At 56.1% G+C, this 24,206-nt stretch carries 19 protein-coding genes and 1 pseudogene; 15 read left to right on the top strand and 5 right to left on the bottom strand.

Annotated elements, in window-relative coordinates; all coding sequences use genetic code 11:
- Positions 1 to 36: 36 nt before the first annotated feature.
- The 3 genes from BN1125_RS17910 to BN1125_RS17900 all read left to right on the top strand — a co-directional run bounded on the left by BN1125_RS17910 (position 37) and on the right by BN1125_RS17900 (position 5,519).
- Complete coding sequence (locus tag BN1125_RS17910; protein WP_042013986.1) at positions 37 to 4,101, top strand: beta strand repeat-containing protein; 4,065 nt, start codon at positions 37 to 39, stop codon at positions 4,099 to 4,101.
- Positions 4,102 to 4,194: 93 nt separating this feature from the next.
- Positions 4,195 to 4,752 (top strand): hypothetical protein, encoded by a 558-nt coding sequence (locus BN1125_RS17905; protein WP_042013985.1) that lies wholly within the window; start codon positions 4,195 to 4,197, stop codon positions 4,750 to 4,752.
- Positions 4,753 to 4,808: 56 nt separating this feature from the next.
- Positions 4,809 to 5,519, top strand: coding sequence for an SIMPL domain-containing protein (locus BN1125_RS17900; RefSeq protein WP_042013984.1), 711 nt, complete (start codon positions 4,809 to 4,811; stop codon positions 5,517 to 5,519).
- A gap of 129 nt (positions 5,520 to 5,648) precedes the next feature.
- Here the strand turns inward: BN1125_RS17900 and ahpF are convergent, their stop codons facing one another.
- The 3 genes from ahpF to BN1125_RS17885 all read right to left on the bottom strand — a co-directional run bounded on the left by ahpF (position 5,649) and on the right by BN1125_RS17885 (position 9,055).
- Positions 5,649 to 7,235, bottom strand: a complete 1,587-nt coding sequence (gene ahpF / locus BN1125_RS17895; protein WP_042013982.1) for an alkyl hydroperoxide reductase subunit F — start codon at positions 7,233 to 7,235, stop codon at positions 5,649 to 5,651.
- A gap of 124 nt (positions 7,236 to 7,359) precedes the next feature.
- On the bottom strand, positions 7,360 to 7,926 hold the full coding sequence (gene ahpC, locus BN1125_RS17890) for an alkyl hydroperoxide reductase subunit C (RefSeq protein ID WP_005337335.1): 567 nt from the start codon (positions 7,924 to 7,926) through the stop codon (positions 7,360 to 7,362).
- 682 nt (positions 7,927 to 8,608) lie between these two features.
- Positions 8,609 to 9,055, bottom strand: a complete 447-nt coding sequence (locus BN1125_RS17885) for a CBS domain-containing protein (protein WP_042013981.1) — start codon at positions 9,053 to 9,055, stop codon at positions 8,609 to 8,611.
- 212 nt (positions 9,056 to 9,267) lie between these two features.
- On the opposite strand from BN1125_RS17885, the gene queA reads away from it, so the two are divergent.
- The 8 genes and pseudogenes from queA to BN1125_RS17845 all read left to right on the top strand — a co-directional run.
- A complete protein-coding gene (gene queA, locus BN1125_RS17880) occupies positions 9,268 to 10,320 on the top strand; it encodes a tRNA preQ1(34) S-adenosylmethionine ribosyltransferase-isomerase QueA (protein WP_042013979.1) in 1,053 nt (350 codons plus the stop codon).
- A gap of 74 nt (positions 10,321 to 10,394) precedes the next feature.
- The gene (gene tgt / locus BN1125_RS17875) at positions 10,395 to 11,531 is read left to right on the top strand and encodes a tRNA guanosine(34) transglycosylase Tgt (RefSeq protein WP_042013978.1); all 1,137 of its coding nucleotides are present in this window, start codon (positions 10,395 to 10,397) and stop codon (positions 11,529 to 11,531) included.
- A gap of 46 nt (positions 11,532 to 11,577) precedes the next feature.
- On the top strand, positions 11,578 to 11,913 hold the full coding sequence (gene yajC, locus BN1125_RS17870; protein WP_026456614.1) for a preprotein translocase subunit YajC: 336 nt from the start codon (positions 11,578 to 11,580) through the stop codon (positions 11,911 to 11,913).
- An 18-nt stretch (positions 11,914 to 11,931) separates the two neighbouring features.
- Positions 11,932 to 13,785, top strand: a complete 1,854-nt coding sequence (gene secD, locus BN1125_RS17865) for a protein translocase subunit SecD (protein WP_042013977.1) — start codon at positions 11,932 to 11,934, stop codon at positions 13,783 to 13,785.
- 10 nt (positions 13,786 to 13,795) lie between these two features.
- A complete protein-coding gene (gene secF, locus BN1125_RS17860; RefSeq protein WP_042013975.1) occupies positions 13,796 to 14,743 on the top strand; it encodes a protein translocase subunit SecF in 948 nt (315 codons plus the stop codon).
- Positions 14,744 to 14,827: 84 nt separating this feature from the next.
- Positions 14,828 to 15,196, top strand: a complete 369-nt coding sequence (locus BN1125_RS17855) for a rhodanese-like domain-containing protein (protein WP_042013974.1) — start codon at positions 14,828 to 14,830, stop codon at positions 15,194 to 15,196.
- Between the two features lie 90 nt (positions 15,197 to 15,286).
- A complete protein-coding gene (gene nlpI / locus BN1125_RS17850) occupies positions 15,287 to 16,222 on the top strand; it encodes a lipoprotein NlpI (protein ID WP_280136088.1) in 936 nt (311 codons plus the stop codon).
- 231 nt (positions 16,223 to 16,453) lie between these two features.
- Positions 16,454 to 16,648, top strand: a pseudogene (locus BN1125_RS17845) (MetQ/NlpA family ABC transporter substrate-binding protein); the annotation flags it as partial.
- 80 nt (positions 16,649 to 16,728) lie between these two features.
- Here the strand turns inward: BN1125_RS17845 and BN1125_RS17840 are convergent.
- Positions 16,729 to 18,579, bottom strand: a complete 1,851-nt coding sequence (locus BN1125_RS17840; RefSeq protein ID WP_042013968.1) for a DUF3413 domain-containing protein — start codon at positions 18,577 to 18,579, stop codon at positions 16,729 to 16,731.
- Positions 18,580 to 18,627: 48 nt separating this feature from the next.
- Complete coding sequence (locus BN1125_RS17835) at positions 18,628 to 18,855, bottom strand: YejL family protein (RefSeq protein WP_042013966.1); 228 nt, start codon at positions 18,853 to 18,855, stop codon at positions 18,628 to 18,630.
- Between the two features lie 73 nt (positions 18,856 to 18,928).
- On the opposite strand from BN1125_RS17835, the gene yejK reads away from it, so the two are divergent.
- The 4 genes from yejK (at position 18,929) to malG (ending at position 24,198) form a co-directional block, all read left to right on the top strand.
- Positions 18,929 to 19,990, top strand: a complete 1,062-nt coding sequence (yejK, locus tag BN1125_RS17830) for a nucleoid-associated protein YejK (protein WP_042013965.1) — start codon at positions 18,929 to 18,931, stop codon at positions 19,988 to 19,990.
- Between the two features lie 395 nt (positions 19,991 to 20,385).
- Positions 20,386 to 21,567, top strand: a complete 1,182-nt coding sequence (gene malE, locus BN1125_RS17825; RefSeq protein WP_042013962.1) for a maltose/maltodextrin ABC transporter substrate-binding protein MalE — start codon at positions 20,386 to 20,388, stop codon at positions 21,565 to 21,567.
- A gap of 75 nt (positions 21,568 to 21,642) precedes the next feature.
- Positions 21,643 to 23,295 carry a maltose ABC transporter permease MalF gene (malF, locus tag BN1125_RS17820; protein WP_042013959.1) on the top strand — a complete coding sequence of 551 codons (1,653 nt, stop codon included), beginning with the start codon at positions 21,643 to 21,645 and terminating at the stop codon, positions 23,293 to 23,295.
- Between the two features lie 12 nt (positions 23,296 to 23,307).
- Entirely contained in the window at positions 23,308 to 24,198 is an 891-nt protein-coding gene (gene malG / locus BN1125_RS17815) for a maltose ABC transporter permease MalG (RefSeq protein WP_042013958.1), read from the top strand.
- Positions 24,199 to 24,206: the final 8 nt, after the last annotated feature.

Here is a 24,206-nt window from a genome sequence, read left to right as displayed (position 1 = left end):
TTCCAGGACGACGGCCCGAGTGCTTCGATCCGTCTGGTGTCGCAAGCCAGCGTGGTGCTGGACGAGTCGTTGGGCGCGGGTGTTAGCAACAATGTCGGTGCTGTCGACAGTAATGCGGCGGCGGATGACATTAGCCTGATCAACGTAGATCCGTTCAGTGCGAGCTATGGCACGCCGATAGGGGCGGTGTCGGGTGTTGACGTGGTCGACACGACCACGGATGTGGGTTCTGACGATGAAGGCGCGACCACTAAAGTGTCGCTGGCGATTGTGGGTGTGATTGACTCCGGTCTGCGCACCACGGATGGCGCTGTCATCAACCTGTATGTGGAAGCTAATGGTGATGTGACTGGGCGCGTCGGTGCGGCCGATGGAACAGTTATTTTTGCGGTCAAGATCGACGCGGATGGCAAGGTGTCGGTGGCGCAGTACGACTCGCTCAAGCATGGCGATGCCCCGAACAACTACGACGAGCCGCTGGATCTGAGCGGCAAGTTGAATGCTGTTGTGACCGTGATTGATGGTGATCTGGACAAGGCTACCGACACGGTAGCGATTGGTAATCTGATTCAGTTCCAGGACGACGGCCCGACAACCAGTAGCAATCTAACGGTGCAAGTCGACGATGATGCCCTCACCAATGGCATACCAGACGGTACCGATGACGATGCTAATGCGTTGAATATCAGCAGTACGCTCGGTTTTAACTTCGGGGCGGACGGTGCAGGCAGCGTGCAGTGGCTGACTACTGGCGCACCGGCTAATTTCACCTACACGATGTCGGGCACTTCGTTGTTGGTTAACCAGGGCGCCACCACGGTGCTGACGGTGACCATGAACAGCGCTACGGGGGCTTACACCGTTACCCAAAATGCACCTATACAGCATGCTACGGCCAACCAGGAGAACAACCAGGTCTTCACTCTCAATTACCAGGTGACTGACAAGGATGGTGACAAGGCCGATGGCACCCTGTCGATCAACGTCGACGACGATACCCCGTTGGCTCAGGACGATACGGCCAACGTGGCTGAGGCCGGTGCGCTCGACTTCAACGTAGCCTTCGTTCTGGACTTCAGTGGCAGCATCGATAACACCGAGCTGAATACCATGCTGGAAGCCGTACGTGCTGCAGGGCAGGAGTTGTTCAACGGCACTACAGGCAATGTGAATATCCGCATCGTGGCCTTCTCCGGTGACTCGGCTTCGTACCCGCTGGTGACGAATTTTGCCTCCTTCTCGGCGCTGATCGACAGTTTGAATCCGGCTGATGGAGGCACACGTCCGTTCAACGGGTGGACGGATTTTACCGATGGCATTCAGGAAACCATGGCGGTTTACAGCCCCATTGCAGGTTGGAGCAATCAGGTGTTTTTCATCAGTGACGGTAACCCCAACGAACAGACGGGGAGTGGTGGTAACTCCCTGAGCGATGCCACTGCGGCTGATTGGAACACTTTCGTTGATAGCAACGGCATCAACGTCACGACCATTGGTGTCGGAAACGGCATCGATGCGACCCGGCTACAGGATGTCGATCTGGACGGTAGTGGCGCACCGATTCTGGTGGCCAACTTCGATGGTCTTATCGATACCTTGTTGGCGCAGATTGCGGGTAATGACGTCAGCGGCAATGTGCTGCTGGGGAGCGATGCCGCGGTCGGGGGCGGTGATGACGATGCCTATGGGGCCGACGGCGCCGGGCGCGTGCTATCTATCGACATCAATGGTGTTACCTACACCTGGAATGGCGCGGGCCTGATTGATGCCAGCGTGGGGGCGGATATCGTTGGCAATCAACTGACTGATATCACCACCAGCCTCGGCGGTAAGCTGAGCTTCGATTTCAGCACGGGCGCCTGGCAATACACTGCTCCACAGAGTGTGTTGGCGGATACCAGTGAGAACTTCAGCTACACCATCATCGATAAGGATGGAGATCCCTCTAACGCAATACTGACGATCAATATTGAGGACAGTGCGCCGGTCATCGGCAAGGTGGATGAAGACGAGCTGCCTGGAGGTATCACTGACGGTGATGCTCAGACCACTACTGTTTCCGGTAGCCTGGTCGAGTTACTGGTGGGTACCAACAGTGGGCAATTCAGCTTGGACAGTACGCCGACCGGCATGCCGACTCTGACTTCGGACGGGGTTGCTGTTACCTACGGATTCTCTGGCAATACGCTGACGGCGATGGCGGGGGCGACCACTATCTTCACCCTGGTGGTGCAGAGCAATGGCGCCTACACCTTCACCCTGCTCGGGCCGCTGGATCATTCGGGTGCCAATGGCGATGACAACGAGGTTCTGACGCTGAATCTTACCGGGGCCATTCAAGCTTCCGATGGCGTCAACCCGCTACCGCTGGCTGGCAGTCTGTTGATCCAGGTCGAGGATGATGTTCCGGCCATTCTGGCTATCTCTAATCTGGTGTACGCCAACAGCAGCAACCCGGCAGGTGGTACCGGGGTTTTCGACTACAGCATGGGTGCCGATACCCGTGGCACCGGGCCTTTCAGCGCAGTCGACTCGGACTTCAAGGCGATCAGTCTCGGCGGCACCGTAGGCGGCACCGCCATCAGTTCGCAGTCGGTGACCTGGCTGTCGGAGAGCGCCTCTACGGCAACCTTCGAGGTCGAGTTCAGGTATGCGCCGAATCCGGCTACCCCCGGCACGACTGTGCAGGCCACGGGTACGCTGGTGTTCGACAAGGTCAACGGCACCTACACGGTATCGCTGAGCGAACCGCTCGAAGGCTTCAATGTCTTGAAAACCAGTGGCTCGCTGAGCATCACGGGTTACGAGTCCGGTGGCAGTGTGCTGGATAACACCCAGCCGGCGGTGTCGGTGGCAAAACTGGAGAATGACTTCTATGTCCAGTTCCGCAGCGCCGCAGAACCTGGAGCAGGCACCGATGGTGACAACCTGCAGACGGGTGGGGCTAACACCAACATATTCGTCAATGGCGAACTGTTCACCCAGGCTGCTTCCTGGGTCAGCGTTTCGAATACGGCGAATGGTGTGGGCGGCGACACCATTGGCAAGGGTGAGGTGCTGGATCTGACATTCCATACCACCAACCCGACCGGCACCGTGGTGGCCAACCCCGATGGCCGGGCGGAGGGTATGTACCTCAAGTTCGACGGCGTCAACAACGAAAATCTGGTCGTGGTGTTGAAGTTGATTGGCGACGGTGGCGTAAAAACCACCCGCGCACTGGTGGTCAGTAATGGTGACATCGCCACTGCCAGCAGTGGTGCAACAACCTTGGCGGCGCTGTTGGCCTTTGGCATCACGCTGGATAACAACGATGGTGCCATCGTGATCGAGCGCAATGACTACAACGGTGTGGGTGAGAACTGGCAGATCTACGGTGCGCAGATTTTGACCAGTGTTGAAGGCATCACCACTTCGTCCGCGCTGAACTTCAATGCGGATTTCGGTGATACGGGTGGTTCGAGTACGACCACGACCACCTCCTTCACTGGCCAGACCGACAACGATGGTCTGAAGGTTTCCGATATCGGCCTGGTCACGTCGAAAAATACCACCCTGGATGCCGAGTTGGACTTCCAGGTGGCGGTACAGGACTCCGACAACGATGCCACGTCCAGTGTGAACCTGCATGTGACCATCGAAGCCGGAACCACCTTCACCGGGTCGGCGCAGGCGGATGTCATTCAGGGCAGCACGGGCAACGACACTTTGATCGGTGGCCTGGGTGATGACATTCTGTTCGGCGGCCTCGGTAGCGACACCTTCAAGTGGCAGGCGGGTGATGCGGATGGCAGTACCGACACCATCACCGACTTTACTCTGGGTAATCCGCTCAGCGGTGGCGATATTCTTGATATATCCGCAGTGCTGGATGTGTCTACGGGGGCCTCTGCTGGTACGTTGGCGACTTATTTAAACTTTACGTTTGACAGTGCCAATAATCGAACCGTATTGACCATAGACAGCAATGGTACGACGGATGACAGACAGGTTAATCAGACGGTTTACTTTGATGGCGTTGATCTGACAGGAGGAAGCATAGATCAACAGGCCATAATTAATAGTTTGCTGGCTAACTTGAACTTGAAGGTTGATGATTAACCTGTTTGGGCTGGGCTGGGCTGGGCTTGCCTGGCCCCTGTTTTTTCCTCAAGGGGATGGATAAGATAGCGGCAGTAGAGGAGAGGGGTAATCATGCAGTCATTCAACTGGGTCGACATTGATGGCATCCGTTATAGCTGGGATGGGCAGGGTAATATTACCTGTGCTGGTCAGTTTGGCTATCAGGCCACGATCGCGGGGGATCGACTGGATGGAATGGAGATAGAGAATGAGGCCGGTGATGTAGCTGGCTCGCTCTATGTTGACTTTGCTGCTGCCTCTATCACCTATATGCCTGTCATGGATACCGAGTCTGCCCATAACATGATTCTGGTGGGCCATGATCAGGGTCAGCAGGAGTATCCGCTGGCCAGTTTTCATTCCCCGTTGTGGCAAGATTTGTTGGGGCCGTCTGATACTATCGCTTGGTCTGCGGTGGAGGGGAGTCGCGGCACCGATATCGGACTGGCGGTGCAAGGACATGTTCTGTCGTGGGATTCGTTCCATTTTGATGATGTTGTGCTGGTCTGTGATGCGACATCGCCACTCGATAAGGCAGAGCAGATCCCAGATCCCGGCAGTGTGGTCACCATCAGTCTCGATTTGACCAATCAGATACTGGATCAGATCCCTCCCTTGCACGATATATGAATCCTGTAGCTGCACGGGCATAATGATCTCTATCTTTTCGATTGAGGTTATTTTCTATGTGGCGTCCCCTTCTTACTCTTTCCGCTCTCATTGTCAGTGTACCCTTGTATGCTCTGGAAGTGCCTCAGGCACCCCATCTGGTGGTGAGTGGTTACGCCGAGCAGAAAGTGGAGCCCGACATGCTCACCCTCAATGTGTCAGTCACCGCGTTGGAAAAACAAGGGATCAAGGCCAAGCAACAGGTTGATACCAGAGTGGCTGCATTCTTTGGCCAGCTGGAAGGGCTGGGTATCAAGCGCAGCGATGTGGAGGCGGGGAATCTGGTCATCTCCCCCGAGTATCAATATGGTGAGGCCAAGAAGCCGACCCTGCTGGGGTACCGTGCCCAGCGTCAACTGGCGGTGAAGCTGTATCAACTCGACAAGCTGAGCCAGCTGATGGATACCGCGCTCAAGGCGGGGCTCGAGTCGGTGTCACATATCGAATATGGTCTGAAATCCCCGCAAACCATCAAGGAACAGGCACGCCTTGCTGCGGTCGAGGATGCGAAAAGCAAGGCCGAGTCGCTGGCCAAGGCATTTGGCATGAAGCTTGGCAAGGTATATAGCGCTGAATATCGAAATTCATCGCCAGTTCCCGTCTATAGCCGCAATCTCAAGGCGCTGGCTATGTCCGCCGCACCGGCCGCAGATATGGTGGAAAACAGCTATCAACAGCAGCAGATCACCATCACCGACAACATAGAAGCGGTTTTTCTCTTGGAATGATGGATAGCCAGTCTACTGCGCATTGATCATACCAAAACCCGCTCTCGCAGCGGGTTTTTAATGTTCAGCGCAACATCAGAATGAAAAAAGCCGACTCTATGAGTCGGCTTTTGTTTACGTGAATGGCGTTCAGGCGGCAACGGCGTGAGCCTTGGCCACAGCGGCCTCCGGCGCCGGGTTGCGGATGAGGTAATCAAATGCACCCAGTGCAGCGGTAGCGCCGGCCCCCATGGAGATGATGATCTGCTTGAACGGTACTGTGGTCGCATCGCCAGCGGCGTAGACGCCGGGCAGGGAGGTCGCGCCCTTGGTATCGATCTCGATCTCGCCAAAGCGAGTCATCGCAATCTCGCTCCCTTTCAGGAACTCGGTGTTCGGTACCAGCCCGATCTGTACGAAGATACCAGCCACCGCCAGGTGCTTGATCTCGCCGGTGGTGCGATCTTCGTAATCCATGCCGACCACCTTGCTGCCATCACCGATCACTTCAGTGGTGCGAGCGCTCATGATGATGTCGATATTGCCCATGGAGCGAGCCTTCTTCTGCAGCACTTCATCGGCACGCAGGGTGTCGGCGAACTCCACCACAGTCACATGCTCGACGATGCCAGCCAGATCGATGGCCGCCTCGATGCCGGAGTTACCGCCACCGATCACCGCCACTCGCTTGCCCTTGAAGAAGGGGCCATCGCAGTGCGGGCAGTAGGCCACGCCCTTGGTGCGGTACTCGAGCTCACCCGGCACGTTCAGGTCGCGCCAGCGGGCACCGGTCGCCAGGATCACGGCGCGGCTCTTCAAGGTGGCACCGGAGGCGAGATCCACGTTCACATAGCCATCTTTGCTGATGGCTGCAGCACGCTGCTCGGTGATCACTTCTACGCCATATTGTTTTACGTGCTGCTCCAGGCTGGCGGCCAGCTTGGGGCCTTCGGTGTAGGGCACGGAGATAAAGTTCTCGATGCCGACGGTATCCATCACCTGACCACCGAAACGTTCTGCAACGATGGCGGTGCGAATGCCTTTACGAGCGGCATAGATAGCCGCTGCGGCGCCAGCCGGGCCACCGCCCACGACCAGCACATCGTAGGGATCTTTCTCATTCAGCTCGGCGGCCTTGCGCTCTGCGGCACCGGTGTCGAGTTTGGCGACGATCTCTTCCAGCGAGATGCGGCCCTGGCTGAACGGTTGGCCGTTCAGGTAAACATTCGGTACCGCCATGATCTGACGCTCGGCGACTTCTTCCTGGAACAGGGCGCCGTCGATCATGGTGTGGGTGATCCCCGGGTTCAGGGTCGCCATCAGGTTGAGAGCCTGCACTACGTCCGGGCAGTTGTGGCAGGAGAGGGAGATATAGGTCTCGAAATGGAACTCACCCTTGAGATTGCGGATCTGCTCCTGCACGGCCGCATCGGCCTTGGAGGGGTGGCCGCCGCTTTGCAGCAGGGCGAGCACCAGAGAGGTAAATTCATGACCCATGGGGATGCCGGCAAAGTGAACGCGCGGGGCTTGGCCCTGCGGCGCGACACTCATGGAAGGCTTGCGAACGGCAGTGCCAGAGGTCTGGGTGATCTTGGGGGACATCTCGGCGATCTCGCTGGCCAGCGCCAGCAGCTCTGCAGATTTGTCGCTGTCGTTGCCGGACACGCTGATCTCGATGGGATTGACGATGTACTGCAGATAGGTGTTCAGCTGTTGTTTGAGGTTGGTATCCAACATCTTCGAATTCCTTCTTTTGATTGCGGGTCGGCGCGAAATGTAAGCCGGAAAGCAGACCGACGCCTTTTCTTGGGGCCGGAAACAAGACCGGCCCTTGTGCGGGCCGGTCTTGGAAGCGGGAGGCTTAGATCTTGCCTACCAGATCCAGGGACGGGGCCAGAGTGGCTTCGCCTTCTTTCCATTTAGCCGGGCACACTTCACCCGGGTGGGAGGCAACGTACTGGGCCGCTTTGACCTTGCGCAGCAGTTCCAGTGCGTCACGGCCGATACCGCCAGCGTTAATCTCGACGATCTGGATGATGCCCTGCGGGTCAATCACGAAGGTACCGCGGTCAGCCAGACCCGCTTCTTCGATCATCACGCCGAAGTTGCGGGTGATGGTACCAGTCGGGTCACCAATCATCGGGTACTGGATCTTCTGGATGGTGTCAGAAGTGTCGTGCCACGCTTTGTGGGTGAAGTGGGTGTCGGTAGAGACAGAGTAGATCTCGACGCCCAGTTTCTGGAATTCAGCGTAGTTGTCAGCCAGGTCGCCCAGCTCGGTCGGGCAAACGAAGGTGAAGTCAGCCGGGTAGAAGAAGACCACGGACCACTTGCCTTTCAGGTCAGCGTCAGACACCTGAACGAATTTGCCATTGTGGTAGGCGGTGGCATTGAACGGCTTGATTTCAGTGTTGATGTAGGTAGACATGTATTAGCTCCTTGGTGATGTACATATGCCGGTCTGGTGTAGTAAAGGTTGGCCAGACGAGGCGCTTAACTTTCGATGGATTCATCATAGGGGTTTCAGCTAATCGATAAAAGCCGCATTTTTGAATCGCTTAAATCTACTTATTAGATAGTTCACTATGGCTGTACCTAACATGAATATCTCTGGCGTACTGAGATAACTCCTTGTCGTGGTTCAATATCTGTGCGGTACATCGCCTTTTCAAGGCATGGCAAGCCGTGTGCTGTCGCGATGAGGTAAACGGTGGAGTAAACAGGTAGCGCAGGAGGTTGAGGCCGCTGCTCGCAGCGATGGGGGATGTGCTGGCAAGGGGGAAGCCGGAAAGCGCAGATAAAAAAATCCCGGCGCTATCGCAACGACAGGGCCGGGTCATCAAACAAGGAATGGCTATATAAACAAATGCTTTACAGCAAAGACTAACTACGGGGTGTGCAAACTTGCAGACATATGAGAGGAAGATAATGGGTGCACAATCCCTCGTCTCCCCCTCGGCAACTATTGCATGAGAGGGATGATAGTGTGATGCAGATCACAAGGCAAGTATTTGGTGTATTTTTTCAATCAAAATAAAAGTGTTTCACCATTTCAGCTTATTTTGGCGGCTGAAAACGCTTTTATTGTAATTTAATTACAGATTTAACTGTCAAAAGTCGGTAGGTGGTTCCTGTTCTTCCATCAATTCCAGCAGGTTGATGGCCACGGCAATAAAGTCCGACTCGGTGACAATGCCGATCAACTTGCGTCCTTTAAGTACCGGCAGGCAGCCATATCTGTGTCGCTGCAGGTAGAGTGCCGCCTCCTTGATGCCGGCGTGAGGATCTACGCTCGCCACTTGCCGTGTCATGATCTCGTCGAGTTGCACGCTGTCGGTAAATTCTGCTTCCCGCTCGGGGTTAATCAGCAGTAGTTTGGATTCGCGAGTGGCCAGAATATCGGTGAGGGTGACCAGCCCAAGCAGGTGGTGTTGCTCGTCAACGATGGGGACATGGCGGATCCGCTCCTGCTGCATCAGGTCCATCGCCTGTTTGACGCTGTTCTCCGGCCCCAGGGTAAAGGGATGTTCGGTCATGATTTCGGATAGGGTCATCATGGTGGGCCTCCTTGTGTATCTGCTTTCACCCTAGCCCAGCCCCAACTGGCAAAACATGATCAGGGTCAATACAGATCATTAAAGAATCATTAACCGGAGGTGTGTCTCAATATTGCTCGCGACCCCTTGTCTCTCTTGGGTTTTTGGTCTTTTGGGTTGCCTTGGAAGATGGGGATAACTAGACTAGCCGCCGATTCCCCCCGAGGTGAAAGATGCAAGTATCCGATTTTCATTTTGATCTGCCAGACGAGCTGATTGCCCGCTATCCGATGGCAGAGCGTACCGCCAGCCGCCTGTTGCAGCTCGATGGTCAGACTGGCGCCCTGCGCCACGGTCAATTTGTGGATGTGCTGGATCAGCTCAATCCGGGTGACCTGCTGGTATTCAACAACACCCGTGTCATTCCGGCACGCATGTTTGGCCAGAAGGCCAGCGGCGGCAAGCTGGAGGTACTGGTCGAGCGCATTCTGGACGAGCACAGCGTGCTGGCCCATGTCCGTGCCTCCAAGGCGCCCAAGCCCGGCACCCGGATGATCATGGATGGTGGCGTCGAAGCCGAGATGCGCGCCCGCCACGATGCCCTGTTCGAGATCCACTTCCTCGACCCGCGTCCAGTGCTGGAGATTTTGGAGGCCATCGGCCACATGCCGCTGCCCCCCTATATAGACCGTCCCGACGAGGATGCCGACAAGGAGCGCTACCAGACCGTTTACAATCAAAAGCCTGGCGCCGTCGCTGCGCCGACCGCCGGTCTGCACTTTGATGAGCCGCTGCTTGAGAAAATTCGGGCCAAAGGGGTTGAAACGGCCTTCGTCACCCTGCATGTAGGGGCGGGGACCTTCCAGCCGGTGCGGGTAGAGAAGATTGAAGATCACCACATGCACACCGAGTATGCGGAAGTGCCGCAAGAGGTGGTGGATGCGATCAACGCGACCCGTGCCCGTGGTGGCCGGGTGATTGCGGTGGGGACCACTTCGGTCCGTTCGCTGGAGAGTGCGGCCAAGGTCACCTTGGCACAGGGCAAACCGCTGGCGCCCTTCTTTAGTGACACCGACATCTTCATCTTCCCTGGCTACCAGTTCCAGATTGTCGATGCCATGGTCACCAACTTCCATCTGCCGGAGTCGACCCTGATCATGCTGGTCAGCGCCTTCGCCGGTTATGACAACGTGATGGCGGCCTATCAGGCAGCCGTGGCCGAGCAATACCGTTTCTTCAGCTACGGGGACGCCATGTTCGTCACCCGTCGCCAGGTTGAAGCATAAGCTTCAGCTTATTTACCGGGCCGTGAGCGGCCCTCCTATTGTCAGACTGTTTATCTGACGCAGCCGAGGTAGCAATGAAATTTGAACTGAAAACCACCGACGGCCGTGCCCGTCGCGGTCAACTGGTCTTCGAACGTGGTGTGGTGCAAACGCCGGCCTTTATGCCGGTCGGGACGTACGGCACCGTCAAGGGGATGACGCCTGAAGAAGTGCGTGAAACCGGTGCCCAGATCCTGCTGGGTAACACCTTCCACCTCTGGCTGCGCCCGGGTCAGGAAGTGATGCGTGCTCACGGCGATCTGCACGATTTCATGAACTGGCAGGGCCCGATCCTGACTGACTCAGGTGGTTTCCAGGTGTTCAGCCTGGGCCATATTCGCAAGATCACCGAAGCGGGCGTCCACTTCCGTCACCCCATCAATGGCGAGAAGATCTTCCTCGACCCCGAGAAGTCCATGGAGATCCAGTACGATCTGGGCTCCGATATCGTGATGATCTTCGACGAGTGCACCCCGTACCCGGCCACTTATGAAGAAGCGCGCAAGTCGATGGAGATGTCCCTGCGCTGGGGTAAGCGCTCCCGCAACAAGTTTGATGCGCTGGGCAACAAAAACGCCCTGTTCGGCATCATTCAGGGCTCGGTCTACGAAGATCTGCGGGATGTTTCCCTCAACGGCCTGTTGGAGATCGGCTTCGACGGTTATGCGGTCGGCGGTCTGGCGGTGGGTGAGCCCAAAGAGGATATGCATCGCATTCTCGAACACGTCTGCCCGAAAATTCCGGCTGACAAGCCGCGCTACCTGATGGGCGTCGGCAAGCCGGAAGATCTGGTGGAAGGGGTTCGCCGCGGTATCGACATGTTCGATTGCGTCATGCCGACTCGCAACGCCCGCAACGGTCATCTCTTTACCACCGATGGGGTGGTCAAGATCCGCAACGCCAAGTACCGCAACGACACCAGCACCCTGGATGCCGATTGCGATTGCTACACATGCAAGAACTACACCCGCAGCTATCTGTATCATCTGGACAAGTGCAACGAGATCCTCGGTGCCCGTCTGAATACGATTCATAACCTGCGTTATTACCAGCGTGTCATGCAGGGTTTGCGGGACGCGATCGAGCAGGGTAAATTAGACGACTTTGTAACAGAGTTTTACCGTCGGCAAGGGAAGCCTGTGCCTCCGTTAGCTGAAAATGACGTTAAATAACAACATATAAGTTTTCTTTAAATCTACATCAATAAGAGGTTGTTAAATGAGCATTATCTCCAAGGCGTATGCAGAAGGCGCAGCTCCGGCGGCACAGGGTGGTGGCATGGAAATGATCATCATGCTGGCCGTGTTCGGTCTCATCTTCTATTTCATGATCTACCGTCCCCAGGCCAAGCGCGCCAAAGATCATCGCAATCTGATGAGCTCTCTCTCCAAGGGTGACGAAGTGCTCACTTCCGGCGGTCTGGTTGGCAAAATTGCCAAAGTGGCTGCCGACAGCGATTACCTGGTGATCGCCCTGAACGACCAGACTCAAGTCACCATCAAGAAGGACTTCGTCTCCGCCGTTCTGCCCAAGGGTTCTATCCAGTCCCTTTAATCTCCCGAGGAGCACAGCGTGTTGAATCGCTATCCGCTGTGGAAATACCTGATGGTGATCCTGGTGATCGCCATCGGTTTTCTATATGCAGCCCCCAATCTTTACGGCGAAGACCCGGCTTTGCAGGTTTCTGCCAGCCGTGGTGCCGAAGTCAAACTAGATACCCTTGATCAGGTGAAAGAGACCCTTGAAGCGGCCAAGATCCCGGTCAAACATGCTGCGTTCGAGCACGGCTTCATTCTTGTTCGTTTCAACAACACCGAAGATCAGCTCAAGGCGCGCGACATTGTCGCCAACAAGCTGGGCGACAACTTCATCACCGCTCTCAACCTGGCTCCGTCCACTCCTGCCTGGCTCGAAGCCATCGGTGCGGCGCCACTGAAACTGGGTCTTGATCTGCGCGGTGGTGTGCACTTCCTGATGGAAGTGGACATGGCCGAGGCGCTGGCCAAGCAGCAAGAGCAGATGGTGCAGGATTTCCGCGCCGAACTGCGCACCCAGAAAATTCGTTACTCCGGTGTACGCCGCAGCGGTGATCAGGTGCAGGTGCTGTTTCGCGATGAGGCAGAGCAGGAGCGTGCCGTTTCCTATCTGCGTCGCCAGAACCCGGATCTCACCTTCACTACCGAGCAGAAAGGGGATGAGTTCATCCTGCTGGCCAGCTTGAGTGATGCCAAGATCAAGGAGGTGAAGAAGTACGCCCTCGAGCAGAACATCACCATCATCCGTAATCGGGTCAACGAACTGGGCGTCGCCGAGCCGCTGGTTCAGCAGCAGGGTGCCGAGCGTATCGTGGTGCAATTGCCCGGGATCCAGGATACTGCCCGCGCCAAGGAGATCCTGGGGGCAACCGCTACCCTGGAGTTCCACATGGTGGACGAGGCGGCAGATATCCAGGCCGCTGCCGAAGGCCGTGTGCCGCCGAGCTCCAAGGTTTACACCGATCGCAATGGTCGCCCTGTGGTCTTGCACAAGCGGGTTATCCTGACCGGTGACCACATAGTGGGTGCCCAGTCTGGCTTCGATGAGTACAGCCGCCCCCAGGTCAACATCAAGCTCGATGGCCAGGGGGGCAACAAGATGGCCAACTTTACCAAGGACAACGTGGGTAAAGGGATGGCGACCGTCTTCATCGAGTACAAGCCGGTCGGTCAACCGGGCCCGGATGGCAAGCGCAAGTTCCGCAAGCAGGAGGAGGTGATCAACGTCGCCACCATCCAGTCGCGCCTTGGTAGCCAGTTCCGCATCACCGGTATCGACAATGCCAACGAAGCGCACAACCTGGCGCTGCTGCTGCGTGCCGGCGCCCTGATCGCCCCTATCCAGATCGTGGAAGAGCGTACTATTGGCCCGAGCTTGGGCCAGCAGAACATCGACAGCGGTATGGAAGCCATTGGCTGGGCCATGCTGGTGACGGTGCTGTTTATGGGGATTTACTACCGCGCGTTCGGTTGGGTCGCCAACCTGGCGCTGGTCTTCAACCTGGTGCTGATTGTCGGCATCATGTCGATGATCCCGGGGGCCACCATGACCCTGCCGGGTATTGCCGGTATCGTCTTGACGCTGGGTATGGCGGTGGATGCCAACGTGTTGATCTTCGAGCGTATTCGTGAAGAGATCCGTAACGGTCGCGGGGTGCAGCAGGCCATCCATCTGGGCTTTGATCGGGCATTCTCCACCATCGCCGACTCGAACGTCACCTCGCTGATCACTTGTGTGATCCTGTTCGGTATCGGTACTGGCGCCATCAAGGGCTTTGCCCTGACGCTGGGGATTGGCTTGACCGCCTCCATGTTTACCGCCATCACAGTTTCCCGTGCCATTATCAACCTTGGCTGGGGTGGACGGCGCATCGACAAGCTGCCCATCTGAGGATAGAGAGATGTTTCAGATATTACATTTTGAAAAACCACTCCCGTTTATGCGCTATGCCAAGCCGGGTGTGGTTTTCTCTTCCCTGCTGATGGTGATCGCCCTGTTCTTCCTGTTCGATCGCGGTCTGAACTGGGGCCTGGACTTTACCGGTGGTACCACCATCGAGGTGGGGTTCCAGCAGTCAGTGAGCCTGGACAAGGTCCATGGCGCACTGGAAGAGCAGAAGGTCGAAGGGGCCACTTTGCAGCACTTCGGCTCCAGCCGTGATGTGCTGGTTCGCCTGACTCCGAAAGAGGGGGTCAAGGTTGAACAGCAGGGTAATGAAGTACTGGCTGCAGCCAGGTCGCTCGACGAGGGCGCCGTGCTCAAACGCGTCGAGTTCGTCGGTCCTTCCGTGGGTGATGAACTGGCAACGGACGGTGCGCTGGCGATGCTGGCCTCCGTTCTGTGTATCCTGGCTTATGTGGCAGTGCGTTTCGAATGGCGTCTGGCGCTGGGGGGCATTCTCTCCCTGGTGCACGACGTGGTGATCACCCTGGGCTTTTTCGCCTATTTCCAGTACGAGTTTGACTTGACCGTGCTGGCAGCGCTGATGACCCTGGTGGGCTACTCCCTGAACGATACCATAGTGGTGTTCGACCGCTTGCGGGAGAACTTCCGCAAGGTGCGTAAAGGGGATACCGACTACATCCTGGATCTCTCCATGACCGAGACCCTGAGCCGTACCGTCATCACTTCCGGCCTCACCTTCGTGGTGGTGCTGGCGTTGTTGCTCAAGGGCGGTGCGCTGATCCACGGCTTTGCTGTGGCCATGGTGATCGGTGTGGCATTCGGTACCTACTCCTCCATCTATGTGGCGAGTGCGTTTGCAATGTTCCTCGGCGTCAAGCGCGAGCACATGTTGCCCACCCAGGTAGAGAAAGAGGGTGCGGACCAACAGGAAATCCTGCCGTAACAGTGAAGAGCGCCTTATGGCGCTCTTTTCTTATCTCTGCGTGTTGTTTGCTGACGCACATGATTTAAACAACAGGAATTTGTCATGCATCACAATCCCCGTTTTTTGGCGCTGGTTGACGGGATCCGCTCCCGCGTTACCGAAACCGATGTTCACCAGATCAAGCGCTGGCAAGATGAAGGGCGCACGTTTCACCTGATCGACGTGCGGGAAGAGAGTGAGTGGGCCAAGGGCCATCTGCCCGGTGCCCGATATCTGGGGCGTGGGGTGATTGAGCGGGATATCGAGACCCACTTCCCGGATCTCGAGACCGAGCTCTACCTCTATTGTGGCGGTGGTTTTCGCTCCATTCTGGCGGCGGACAACCTGCAACAGATGGGTTATCGCAAGGTGATCAGCGTCGACGGCGGGTTTCGCGGTTGGTGTGATGCCGGATACCCTGTCGAATCCTGATTTATTTGAGGTAGAGGGGCACAGCTACATGACAAAGTGGCAGTTGACCTTTACCATATGCGGGATCAAGCGTAAGCGTCGGAGTGTTCATTGAACGTCAGGAAAGGGATTGGATACCTCCTTGGTATCCTGTTGTTGCTTCCCATGTGGGGTTGCAGCAGTAGCAGTCAGGTTAACACCCCTAAGGTTCCCAAGCCGCAGCCTGCTTCACTGGTTTTGGCGACCCCCCTGCAGGTCTCCTACCAAAGCGAGCTGGCGTTGGCGCGACTCGGGCAGATGCTCAGTGAAATGGAACTGACTACCGAGCAACGGGCCGAGTTGTTCTATGAGCGTGCCGTGGTGTTTGATCGGGTTGGCCTGCGTTCCCTTGCACGGCTCGATTTCAACCGTGCCCTGCGGGAGAAGCCCGATTTCGCCGAAGCCTACAACTTCATCGGCGTCTATCTGGTACAGCAGCAGAATTATGACGAAGCCTATGATGCGTTCGATTCCGCCCTCGAGCTGGCGCCGGACTATGACTATGCCTATCTCAACCGTGGCATCGCCCTCTATTACGGCAACCGTCCCGAGCTGGCCGCGGCCGATATGAAGCGTTTCTACGAGGCGCAGCCGGAAGACCCCTATCGGGTGATCTGGCTCTATCTGGCCGAGCAGAAACTCGACCCGTCGGCCGCCATGAGCCGGATGCGCGAGCGTCTCAACAAGTACGATGACGATGCCTGGAACTGGGATCTGGTGCGCCTCTATACTGGCGAGATCAACGCATCCCAGCTGATGGGCAATGTGGTGAAAGGGGTGAAGGATAACCGGGAACTCGCCGAGCGCCTGTGCGAAACCTACTTCTATCTGGGCAAGTTCGAGCTGGGCAAAGGCAACCGCAAGGAAGCCATCAGTTACTTCAAGCTGGCCCTATCCAACAACGTCTATGACTTCATCGAGCACCGCTATGCGCTGCTGGAGCTCGAGTTGATGGCGCGCAAACCCTTGCCGCCAGGCACCCAGATCAAAGGTCAACAGCCCTCCTGAATGGTGATGGCAGCTGCCCAGTGATCATGATGATGAGCCGAATGCCAGCCAGTTAAGCCTGACTGGCATTGTTTTTATCCGTATTTGTCATCCTCACTCCTGTGGCTTTGGCTTCATGTCGCAGGGGCCATTGTGCCCCCTTCATGCCGTCAATACGTGGGGGACTTTGCCGACATGGTGACCTACGCCATCAAGCCACAGTTGGAGGCCTGGGGCTACGAGGTCAAACTGGTGGAGTTCAGTGAAGGGCTGTTTCTCGAGCGCAGCTACGACTTCATCAACTGGGTGGTGGTGAAAAGCGCGGATGTAGATCAGCCATTTGCCAAGGATGTGGTGGCAGCCTACAACTCGGCTGAATTCAAGGCCTACGCTGCCAAGTGCTTTGCAGGTTATAAATTGCCGCAAGCTTGGACGACGGTGCAATAACCTTTTTCACTGCTGACGCTCGCAGCAAAACGCCCCGAATGCGGGGCGTTTTGCTGGGGATCAAACCATCAGCGTGAACGTCAATGATTGCGATAGAAGCGGTTCAGCTCGTTCATCACCTGGATCATGGCGCCCATATTGGGGGTGCCATGTTTGATCGGACGATAGCTGTTGCGCTCCAGCAACTCGAAGTCACCCTGCTTGTTGAAGTGGGTGATGGTGTCGCCCTCATAGATGGCGAAGTCGTTCTGATCCCCTGCAAGCAGCCAGTTGCGCGGGCTGGTGTCGAACAGAGAGCGCCCCACGCTGTAGTCCCGCGGCGGGTTACGTACCCCCAGCAGGCTCTGCATCAGGGTTGGTGCCAGATCGAGATGGCTGCTCGGTCGCTCCACGAGCTGGCTGTCACGTCCCGGCCAGGCAATCACCATAGGCACCTGAATCTGATAGAGGGAGTAGTTGTTGCCAGCCCCCCAACTGTTGCTATGGGTATCGTTGAACTCCTGACCATGATTGGAGGTGATCACCACCACCGTATTGCTGTCCATCCCTTGCTGTTGCAGATTGGTCAGCATCTCTTCCAGCAACTGGTCGGTATAGAAGACCGAGTTTTTGTAGCGATTCTCCAGCTTCTGCAGGTTTTCCGGTCGATAGGCCGTCACAGGATTGAAGTTGGTCAGCTCCGGCTGGAAAGGCCCCTTCATGGTCGCGGGAAGTTGATAGTCGCCGGGGCTGGAGAGGTGGACCAGCGAGAACCAGGGGCGCTCCTGGGTACGCTTCTCCAGCCACCACTGCCAGTCGGTCAGCAGCTTGCCATCATCGATCTGCTCGGAGACAAACACCTGTTTACGCAGGCCGGAGAGGATACTCTGGCGATACTTCTGGGCATCTTCCATTGCGCCAAATAGGCCAAATTGATAATCCTGGCGCAGCATCTCATCAAACAGTACCGGTGGGCGCTTATCGCTGCTGATCTCTTTGTAATAGTGGCCGGGTAAACCGTAGAAGAGGCTGAACATCCCCATCAGGTCATTGTTACCGCCACTGAGGTGGTTGCGCAATGTCAGATGCCGATCTGCAAAACGCTGCAGATTGGGCATGTTGATGTTGTTGAGCATGTCAAAGCGCAGGGAGTTGACCACCACCACCAGCAGATTGAGATGGTTGGCGGGGGCATTGACATTGAGAGGGCGCAATGGATACACCATACGGCTGTTGCGCGCTTCAGGCTGAGAGGCTGCTTGCTTCTCGTACTGTTCCAGGTCGAGCCAGCCATGCTTGGCCAGGAAAGAGCGGGCCGTCATGGGGTAGGAGAGGGGGAAGTTGGCCCTTTGCATGGTGATCGGTTGATAGAGGGTCGCATCCGCCCAGCTGTTGACCAGGTGGGTTAGCATAAAGCAGATCAGCAGGGCCAGACCCACATGGTTGCCATATTGACGGCGCTTGCGTTTGTTGATCTTGCGCCAGACGTAGGCTGACAGCAGCAGTTGCAGCAGGAAGATGGTGGGCACGGCGACGAAGATCATGCTCCAGATCGAGCCCTCTTCAGTCTGGGCCTGATCCAGCAGCAACTGCCACACTTGGGTATTGAGGTGGAACTTGAAAAGCCGAAATACCTGGGTGTCGATCAACAGTACCACCAGCGCCACAGTGGCGATGATGGCCGAAATAAAGCGCAGGGATTTCTCTTTGGGCAAGAGGAAGGTGAGCGGAAAAATCGTCAACAAATAGGTGACGAAGCTCAGGAAAGAGAAGTGGCCAATCCAGCTTACAACGAGATAGATCACGCCAAGCGTGGTCGATGGCCAGCTGATGGCACCCAGATAACGGGTGGCAATGAGCATGGCCAGAAGAATGTTGAAGAAGGAGAACCAATGCCCCCAGGTGATCAGGCGAGAGACATTATCACGATAGGGGTTACCAGTTTCGACCATAATGATCCATCTGCGTTGAGAAACGTCAAATCAGCCGAGTCGCAGGACTCAGTGTGTGTCTTGGCGGTTATCGACCGATGCGGTCAGGGCCTGGACAAACTTTTCAGTGATGGCCTGGCGCTGGGCCGGTGCCATACCGTTGATGATATTGGTGGTCAGATTGCCGAGCACCATCAAACTGAGATCCACCGGTGCCTTATGCTTTTCCAGCGCGGTGATCAGATCGTTCATCAGGGCGTCAAACTGTTCGTTATTGTACTTTGATACGATGGGCATAATCTTCAGTTCATCTCGGTTCAAAGCGCCTTATAATACTTCACCCTTTCGGTTAACACTATGGCTTTGTGACATGAGTCTCGATATCGACAAGATCATTCTTCACTCCCTGCGCCGGGGCGGTGATGGCCAGCCTCACGCCGACACCCGCAGTCAGCTTCTGCCTGCCGACGAGGCGGTGCAGGGGTTGATGGCGGAGCTGCACCGTATATACAACGGCAAGGGGGGCAAAGGTTTTGGCTTCTTCGCCGACCCCGAGGTCGCCGTCGCCGTGTTGGCCGACGGTGAAGAGGCTCCCAAACAGCCTTCTCCCCTGTTTCGCCTTGCGCTGGAAAAACTGCTCGACGAGCAGCTCGAATTCGTTCCCTTCTCGGTGGAGATGACCCAACTGCTGGTCAAACAGTTGATGGATCATGCCCTCGACGAACAAGGGGTGCTGCTGTTTGCCAAATACAACTATGTCGGGGTTGATTATCTGCTGATCGCCCTGCTGGAAGGCAAGGAGAGCGTCACCGTCAGCGAAGCGCTGGAATTGCGCCATATCCAGTATCTCGATATCGGCAAACTCAATCTGGTGGCCCGCATTGATTTGACCGAGTGGAAAACCCAAGCCGATTCGCGCCGTTATATCACCTTCAGCAAGGGGCGTATCGGTCGCAAACTGGGCGACTTCTTTATGGATCTGCTGGGTGCTCGTGAGGGCATGGATGCCAAGGTACAAAATAAAGGCTTGCTGCAAGCGGTGGAAGATTATTGCGACAGTCGCCAGCTCGAACCGACCGAGCGCAACGATTATAAAAAGCAGGTCTTCAAATATTGCACCGAACAGGCCAGTGCCGGTGAAGAGATCGAAATCAAGGCGTTGTCCGCAGAACTCTCCACAAAAGATGCCGGCGACGGTGACCTCGATTTTTACAGCTTTATTGGCCAGGAGTATGAGCTGGCAGATCGCTTCCCGGCGGATCGCTCTACCCTGCGTGGTTTGACCAAGTTTGTTGGCTCCGGCGGCGGCCTGACTTTGAGCTTTGAGCAAAAATTGCTGAACAGCCGGATCTTTTACGATCCCCAGACTGATACCCTGACCATCAAGGGGGTGCCGCCCAATCTCAAGGATCAGCTGCTGCGCCAGTCATAACGTGATCCGGCCTTCATTTTTGGAAAAAAGACACCGCACTTCGCTGCGGTGTCTTTTTATTTAACGGTATAGGGGGCCGCGAAACCAACTCGGTGCTTTGTTAACAAATTAAACCAATTCACTCACATGAAAGGGGTTTCAATGAGGTGAAAACCCTTTCATTTGTGTTTTTTTATTTCTATTTGGTAATTTAATTTCTCTTCTCGGCGAGAAATGTGCCAATAAATGGCGCTAACCCCCTGAAATATGAAAATGCTTTCAAAAGATTTTGGAAGAAAATACGTAATTGCATTTCAAAAATGCGAGTTGCGTCATGTGAGCCGTTTGCCACTTGGGATAATATTCATCTCGCACACAATGCTCTTACAGCGCGGAACTAATACAAGGAAAGGCTCATGAAAAAGAAATTGCTGTCATCCCTGATCGGTCTGGCCACTCTTGGCGTCGCTTGCTCTGCTACTGCTGCCATCGACGAAGGCCAGCTGACCATCTGGATCAACGGTGACAAGGGTTACAACGGTCTTGCCGAAGTGGGTAAGAAGTTTGAAGCAGAAACCGGCATCAAGGTGACGGTGGCTCACCCGGATCAGGTTGAAGTGAAATTCCAGCAAGCTGCCGCCACTGGCAACGGTCCGGATATCTTCTTCTGGGCTCACGACCGTTACGGTGAGTGGGTCAAAGCCGGTTTGCTGGTTCCTGTGACGCCAAACGATGCGACCAAAGGCAAATTTGAACAGCTGGCATGGGATGCCATGACTGTTGATGGCAAAACCTATGGCTATCCGGTTGCCATGGAAGCGGTCAGCCTGATCTATAACAAGGACCTGCTGCCAGAGCCGCCGAAGACCTTCGAAGAGATCGCCAAGATTGACGAGACGCTGAAGAAAGATGGCAAGCGCGCCATCATGTGGGCCTATGACACCCCCTACTTCAGCTACCCGCTGGTGGCTGCCAACGGTGGTTATGCCTTCAAGAAAACCGCGACCGGTTATGACGTGAAAGATACCGGCGTGAACAACGCGGGCGCCAAGATGGGCGTGGGCTACATCTCCGAGATGATCAAGTCCGGTCACCTGGAGAAGGGCATCGACTACGGTGTGATGGACGCCAAGTTCAACAAGGGCGAAGTGGCCATGATGATCAACGGTCCCTGGGCCTGGAGCAACCTGGACAAGAGCGGCATCAAGTACGGCGTAGCGCCGCTGCCGACCCTGAATGGCAAGCCGGCCAAAGCCTTCGTTGGCGTGCTGGGCGCTACCATCAACGCTGCCAGCCCGAACAAGGACCTGGCTATCGAGTTCCTGGAAAACTACCTGCTGACCGATGCCGGTCTGGCGCCGGTTAACGCCGACAAGCCGCTGGGTGCCGTGGCGCTGAAATCCTTCCAGAAGACCCTGGAATCCGATCCGCACATCAAGGCCACCATGCAGAACGCCCAGGCTGGCGAGCCGATGCCGTCCGTTCCCGAGATGAGCCGTTTCTGGTCTTCTTTTGAAACTGCCCTCAAAAACGTGACTTCGGGTCGTCAAGGTGTTGACGAAGCACTGGATACTGCTGCCAAGCGTATCGTTCAGTAAGCTCGCACCACCCGGGAGGCCGCAATGGCCTCCCACTCTCTTAAATCTCTCTTGGCGTTATAAAGGTTAATTGGCATGGAAGTAGTCCCTTCTGTTGAGTCCTATGCCGGTCCGAAGGATAAGCACACCTGGCTTAAGTGGACCATTGCGGCCCTGGTTGCCATCCTCAACGGCTACGCAGCCGTGATGATGTACGCCAGTGGCGAATGGGTATTCGCGCTGCTGGATCTGGTGGTGGTTTCCGTCGGTCTGTATGTTTTCATGAACAAGAAGACCTATGCCCATCGCTACATCTTTCCGGGTGTTGCGGGCATGGTTGTGTTTATCATCTTCCCTCTTGCCTACACCATTGGCATCGCCTTCACCAACTATTCGGGGGCCAACTTGCTCTCTGCGGAGCAGGCTCGGGACTACCACCTGAAGAAAAGCTACAAGGTGGCGGGTGGTGAATTCGATTTTACTTTGCTGGGTGGTGACAATGGCCAGTTCCAGCTGCAGCTGACACAGGATGATCAATCCTTTATCAGCCAACCGATTTCCCTGATGAACAACAAGGCCCGTGAGCTGGCGTCCCGCGAGGGCCAGGTACAGAGCGACCAGCAAGTGGTCGAGCTGCAGTCCTTCACTGGCGAAGCTGCCAGCAAGGCCGCGCCGATCCGCGCCATCGTTGAGCATCGTACTCACCTGAGCGACCTTGATCTGGTGCTGCCGGATGGTGGTACCCACCTGACACTTAGCAGCCTGCGCAAGTTTGCCGCCCAGAAGCAGCAGTACAGTCGTCTGATTGATGGTGCCGTGCTCAAGTCCGGCGTAGTGATCAAGGACAGCAACCTGCTGCGCGACAATCAGAGTGGCGAATTGATGCTGCCCAACAGTGAGACAGGCTTCTATCAATATATCGACCAGCAGGGTCAGTTTGTCGGCAAGGGCATCGCTCCCGGTTTCGTGGTCAGCGTAGGGTGGAAGAACTTCGCGCGTATCTTCACCGATCCCGGTATCCTGTCGCCGTTCATGCAAATTTTCGTCTGGACAGTGATCTTTTCCACCTGCTCCGTTGCCTTCACTCTGGCTATCGGTATGGTACTGGCTTGCCTGGTGCAGTGGGAACAGCTCAAGGGCCGTGGTTTCTACCGTGTCATGCTGATCCTGCCCTATGCCATCCCGGCGTTTATCTCCATCCTGGTGTTCAAGGGCTTGTTCAACCAGAACTTCGGTGAGATCAACATGTTCCTGGAAGCGGCGTTTGGCATCAAACCGGACTGGTATACCAACCCCTTCCTGGCTAAGGTGATGATCCTCATCGTCAACACTTGGCTCGGTTACCCCTACATGATGATCCTCTGCATGGGCCTGCTCAAAGCCATTCCGGAAGATCTCTATGAGGCATCAGCCATGGACGGTGCCGGTCCGGTGCAGAACTTCTTCAAGATTACTGTGCCGCAGTTGATGAAACCGCTGACACCGCTGTTGATTGCCTCGTTCGCCTTCAACTTCAACAACTTCGTGCTTATCCAGTTGTTGACCAATGGTGCGCCCGACATCATAGGCGCCAGTACCCCGGCAGGTACCACCGACTTGTTGGTGAGTTATACCTACCGGATTGCGTTCCAGGGATCGGGTGGTCAGGACTACGGTCTGGCCAGTGCCATCGCCACCGCCATCTTCCTCATCGTAGGTGCGCTGGCGCTGCTCAACCTGAAATTGTCCAAAGCCGACAAGCAGCTGTAAGGAGGCTTCAACATGGCAATCGTACAACCCAAATCAGTCAAATACCGGGTGTGGGCAACCCACTTGGTCATGTGGGGCTTCCTGGCGCTGATCATCTTCCCGTTGATCATGGTCATCGCCATCTCGTTGAGAAACGGTAACTTCGCGGTAGGGGAGATCATCCCCTCCAATCCGACCCTGGATCACTGGCGGCTTGCCCTGGGCATGTCCATCACCAACGCCGATGGCAGTATCACGCCACCGCCGTTCCCGGTGCTGACCTGGTTGTGGAACTCCATCAAGGTCGCCGGCATCACAGCCCTGATGATCGTGACACTTTCCACCACTTGTGCCTACGCCTTTGCCCGTCTGCGTTTTCGTGGCAAGTCCACCATCCTGCAGGGCATGCTGATTTTCCAGATGTTCCCGGCGGTATTGGCGCTGGTAGCCATCTACGCGCTCTTTAACAAGATTGGCGACTATATCCCCTGGCTGGGTCTCAACACCCACGGTGGCCTGATCCTGGCGTACATGGGCGGTATTGCCCTCCACGTCTGGACCATCAAGGGCTACTTCGAGACCATCGACTCCTCTCTGGAGGAAGCGGCGGCCATCGACGGTGCCACCCCGTGGCAGGCGTTCCGCCTGATCCTGTTGCCTCTGTCGGTGCCCATCCTGGCGGTAGTGTTCATCCTCGCCTTCATCGGTGCTATTACCGAGGTGCCCATGGCCTCCATCCTACTGCAGGATGTGAACAATCTGACCCTGGCGGTTGGGGCTCAGCAGTACCTCTATCCGCAGAACTACCTGTGGGGTGATTTCGCGGCGGCAGCAGTGCTCTCCGGCTTCCCCATCACAGTGGTGTTCTTACTGGCACAGCGCTGGTTAGTCGGTGGTCTCACCGCCGGTGGCGTGAAAGGTTAAGTTTATGG

The organism is Aeromonas fluvialis (genome assembly GCF_000819885.1).
GTDB lineage: Bacteria > Pseudomonadota > Gammaproteobacteria > Enterobacterales > Aeromonadaceae > Aeromonas > Aeromonas fluvialis.
The sequence above is the reverse complement of the archived record's forward strand: the minus strand, read 5'-3'. Positions and strand labels throughout refer to the sequence as shown.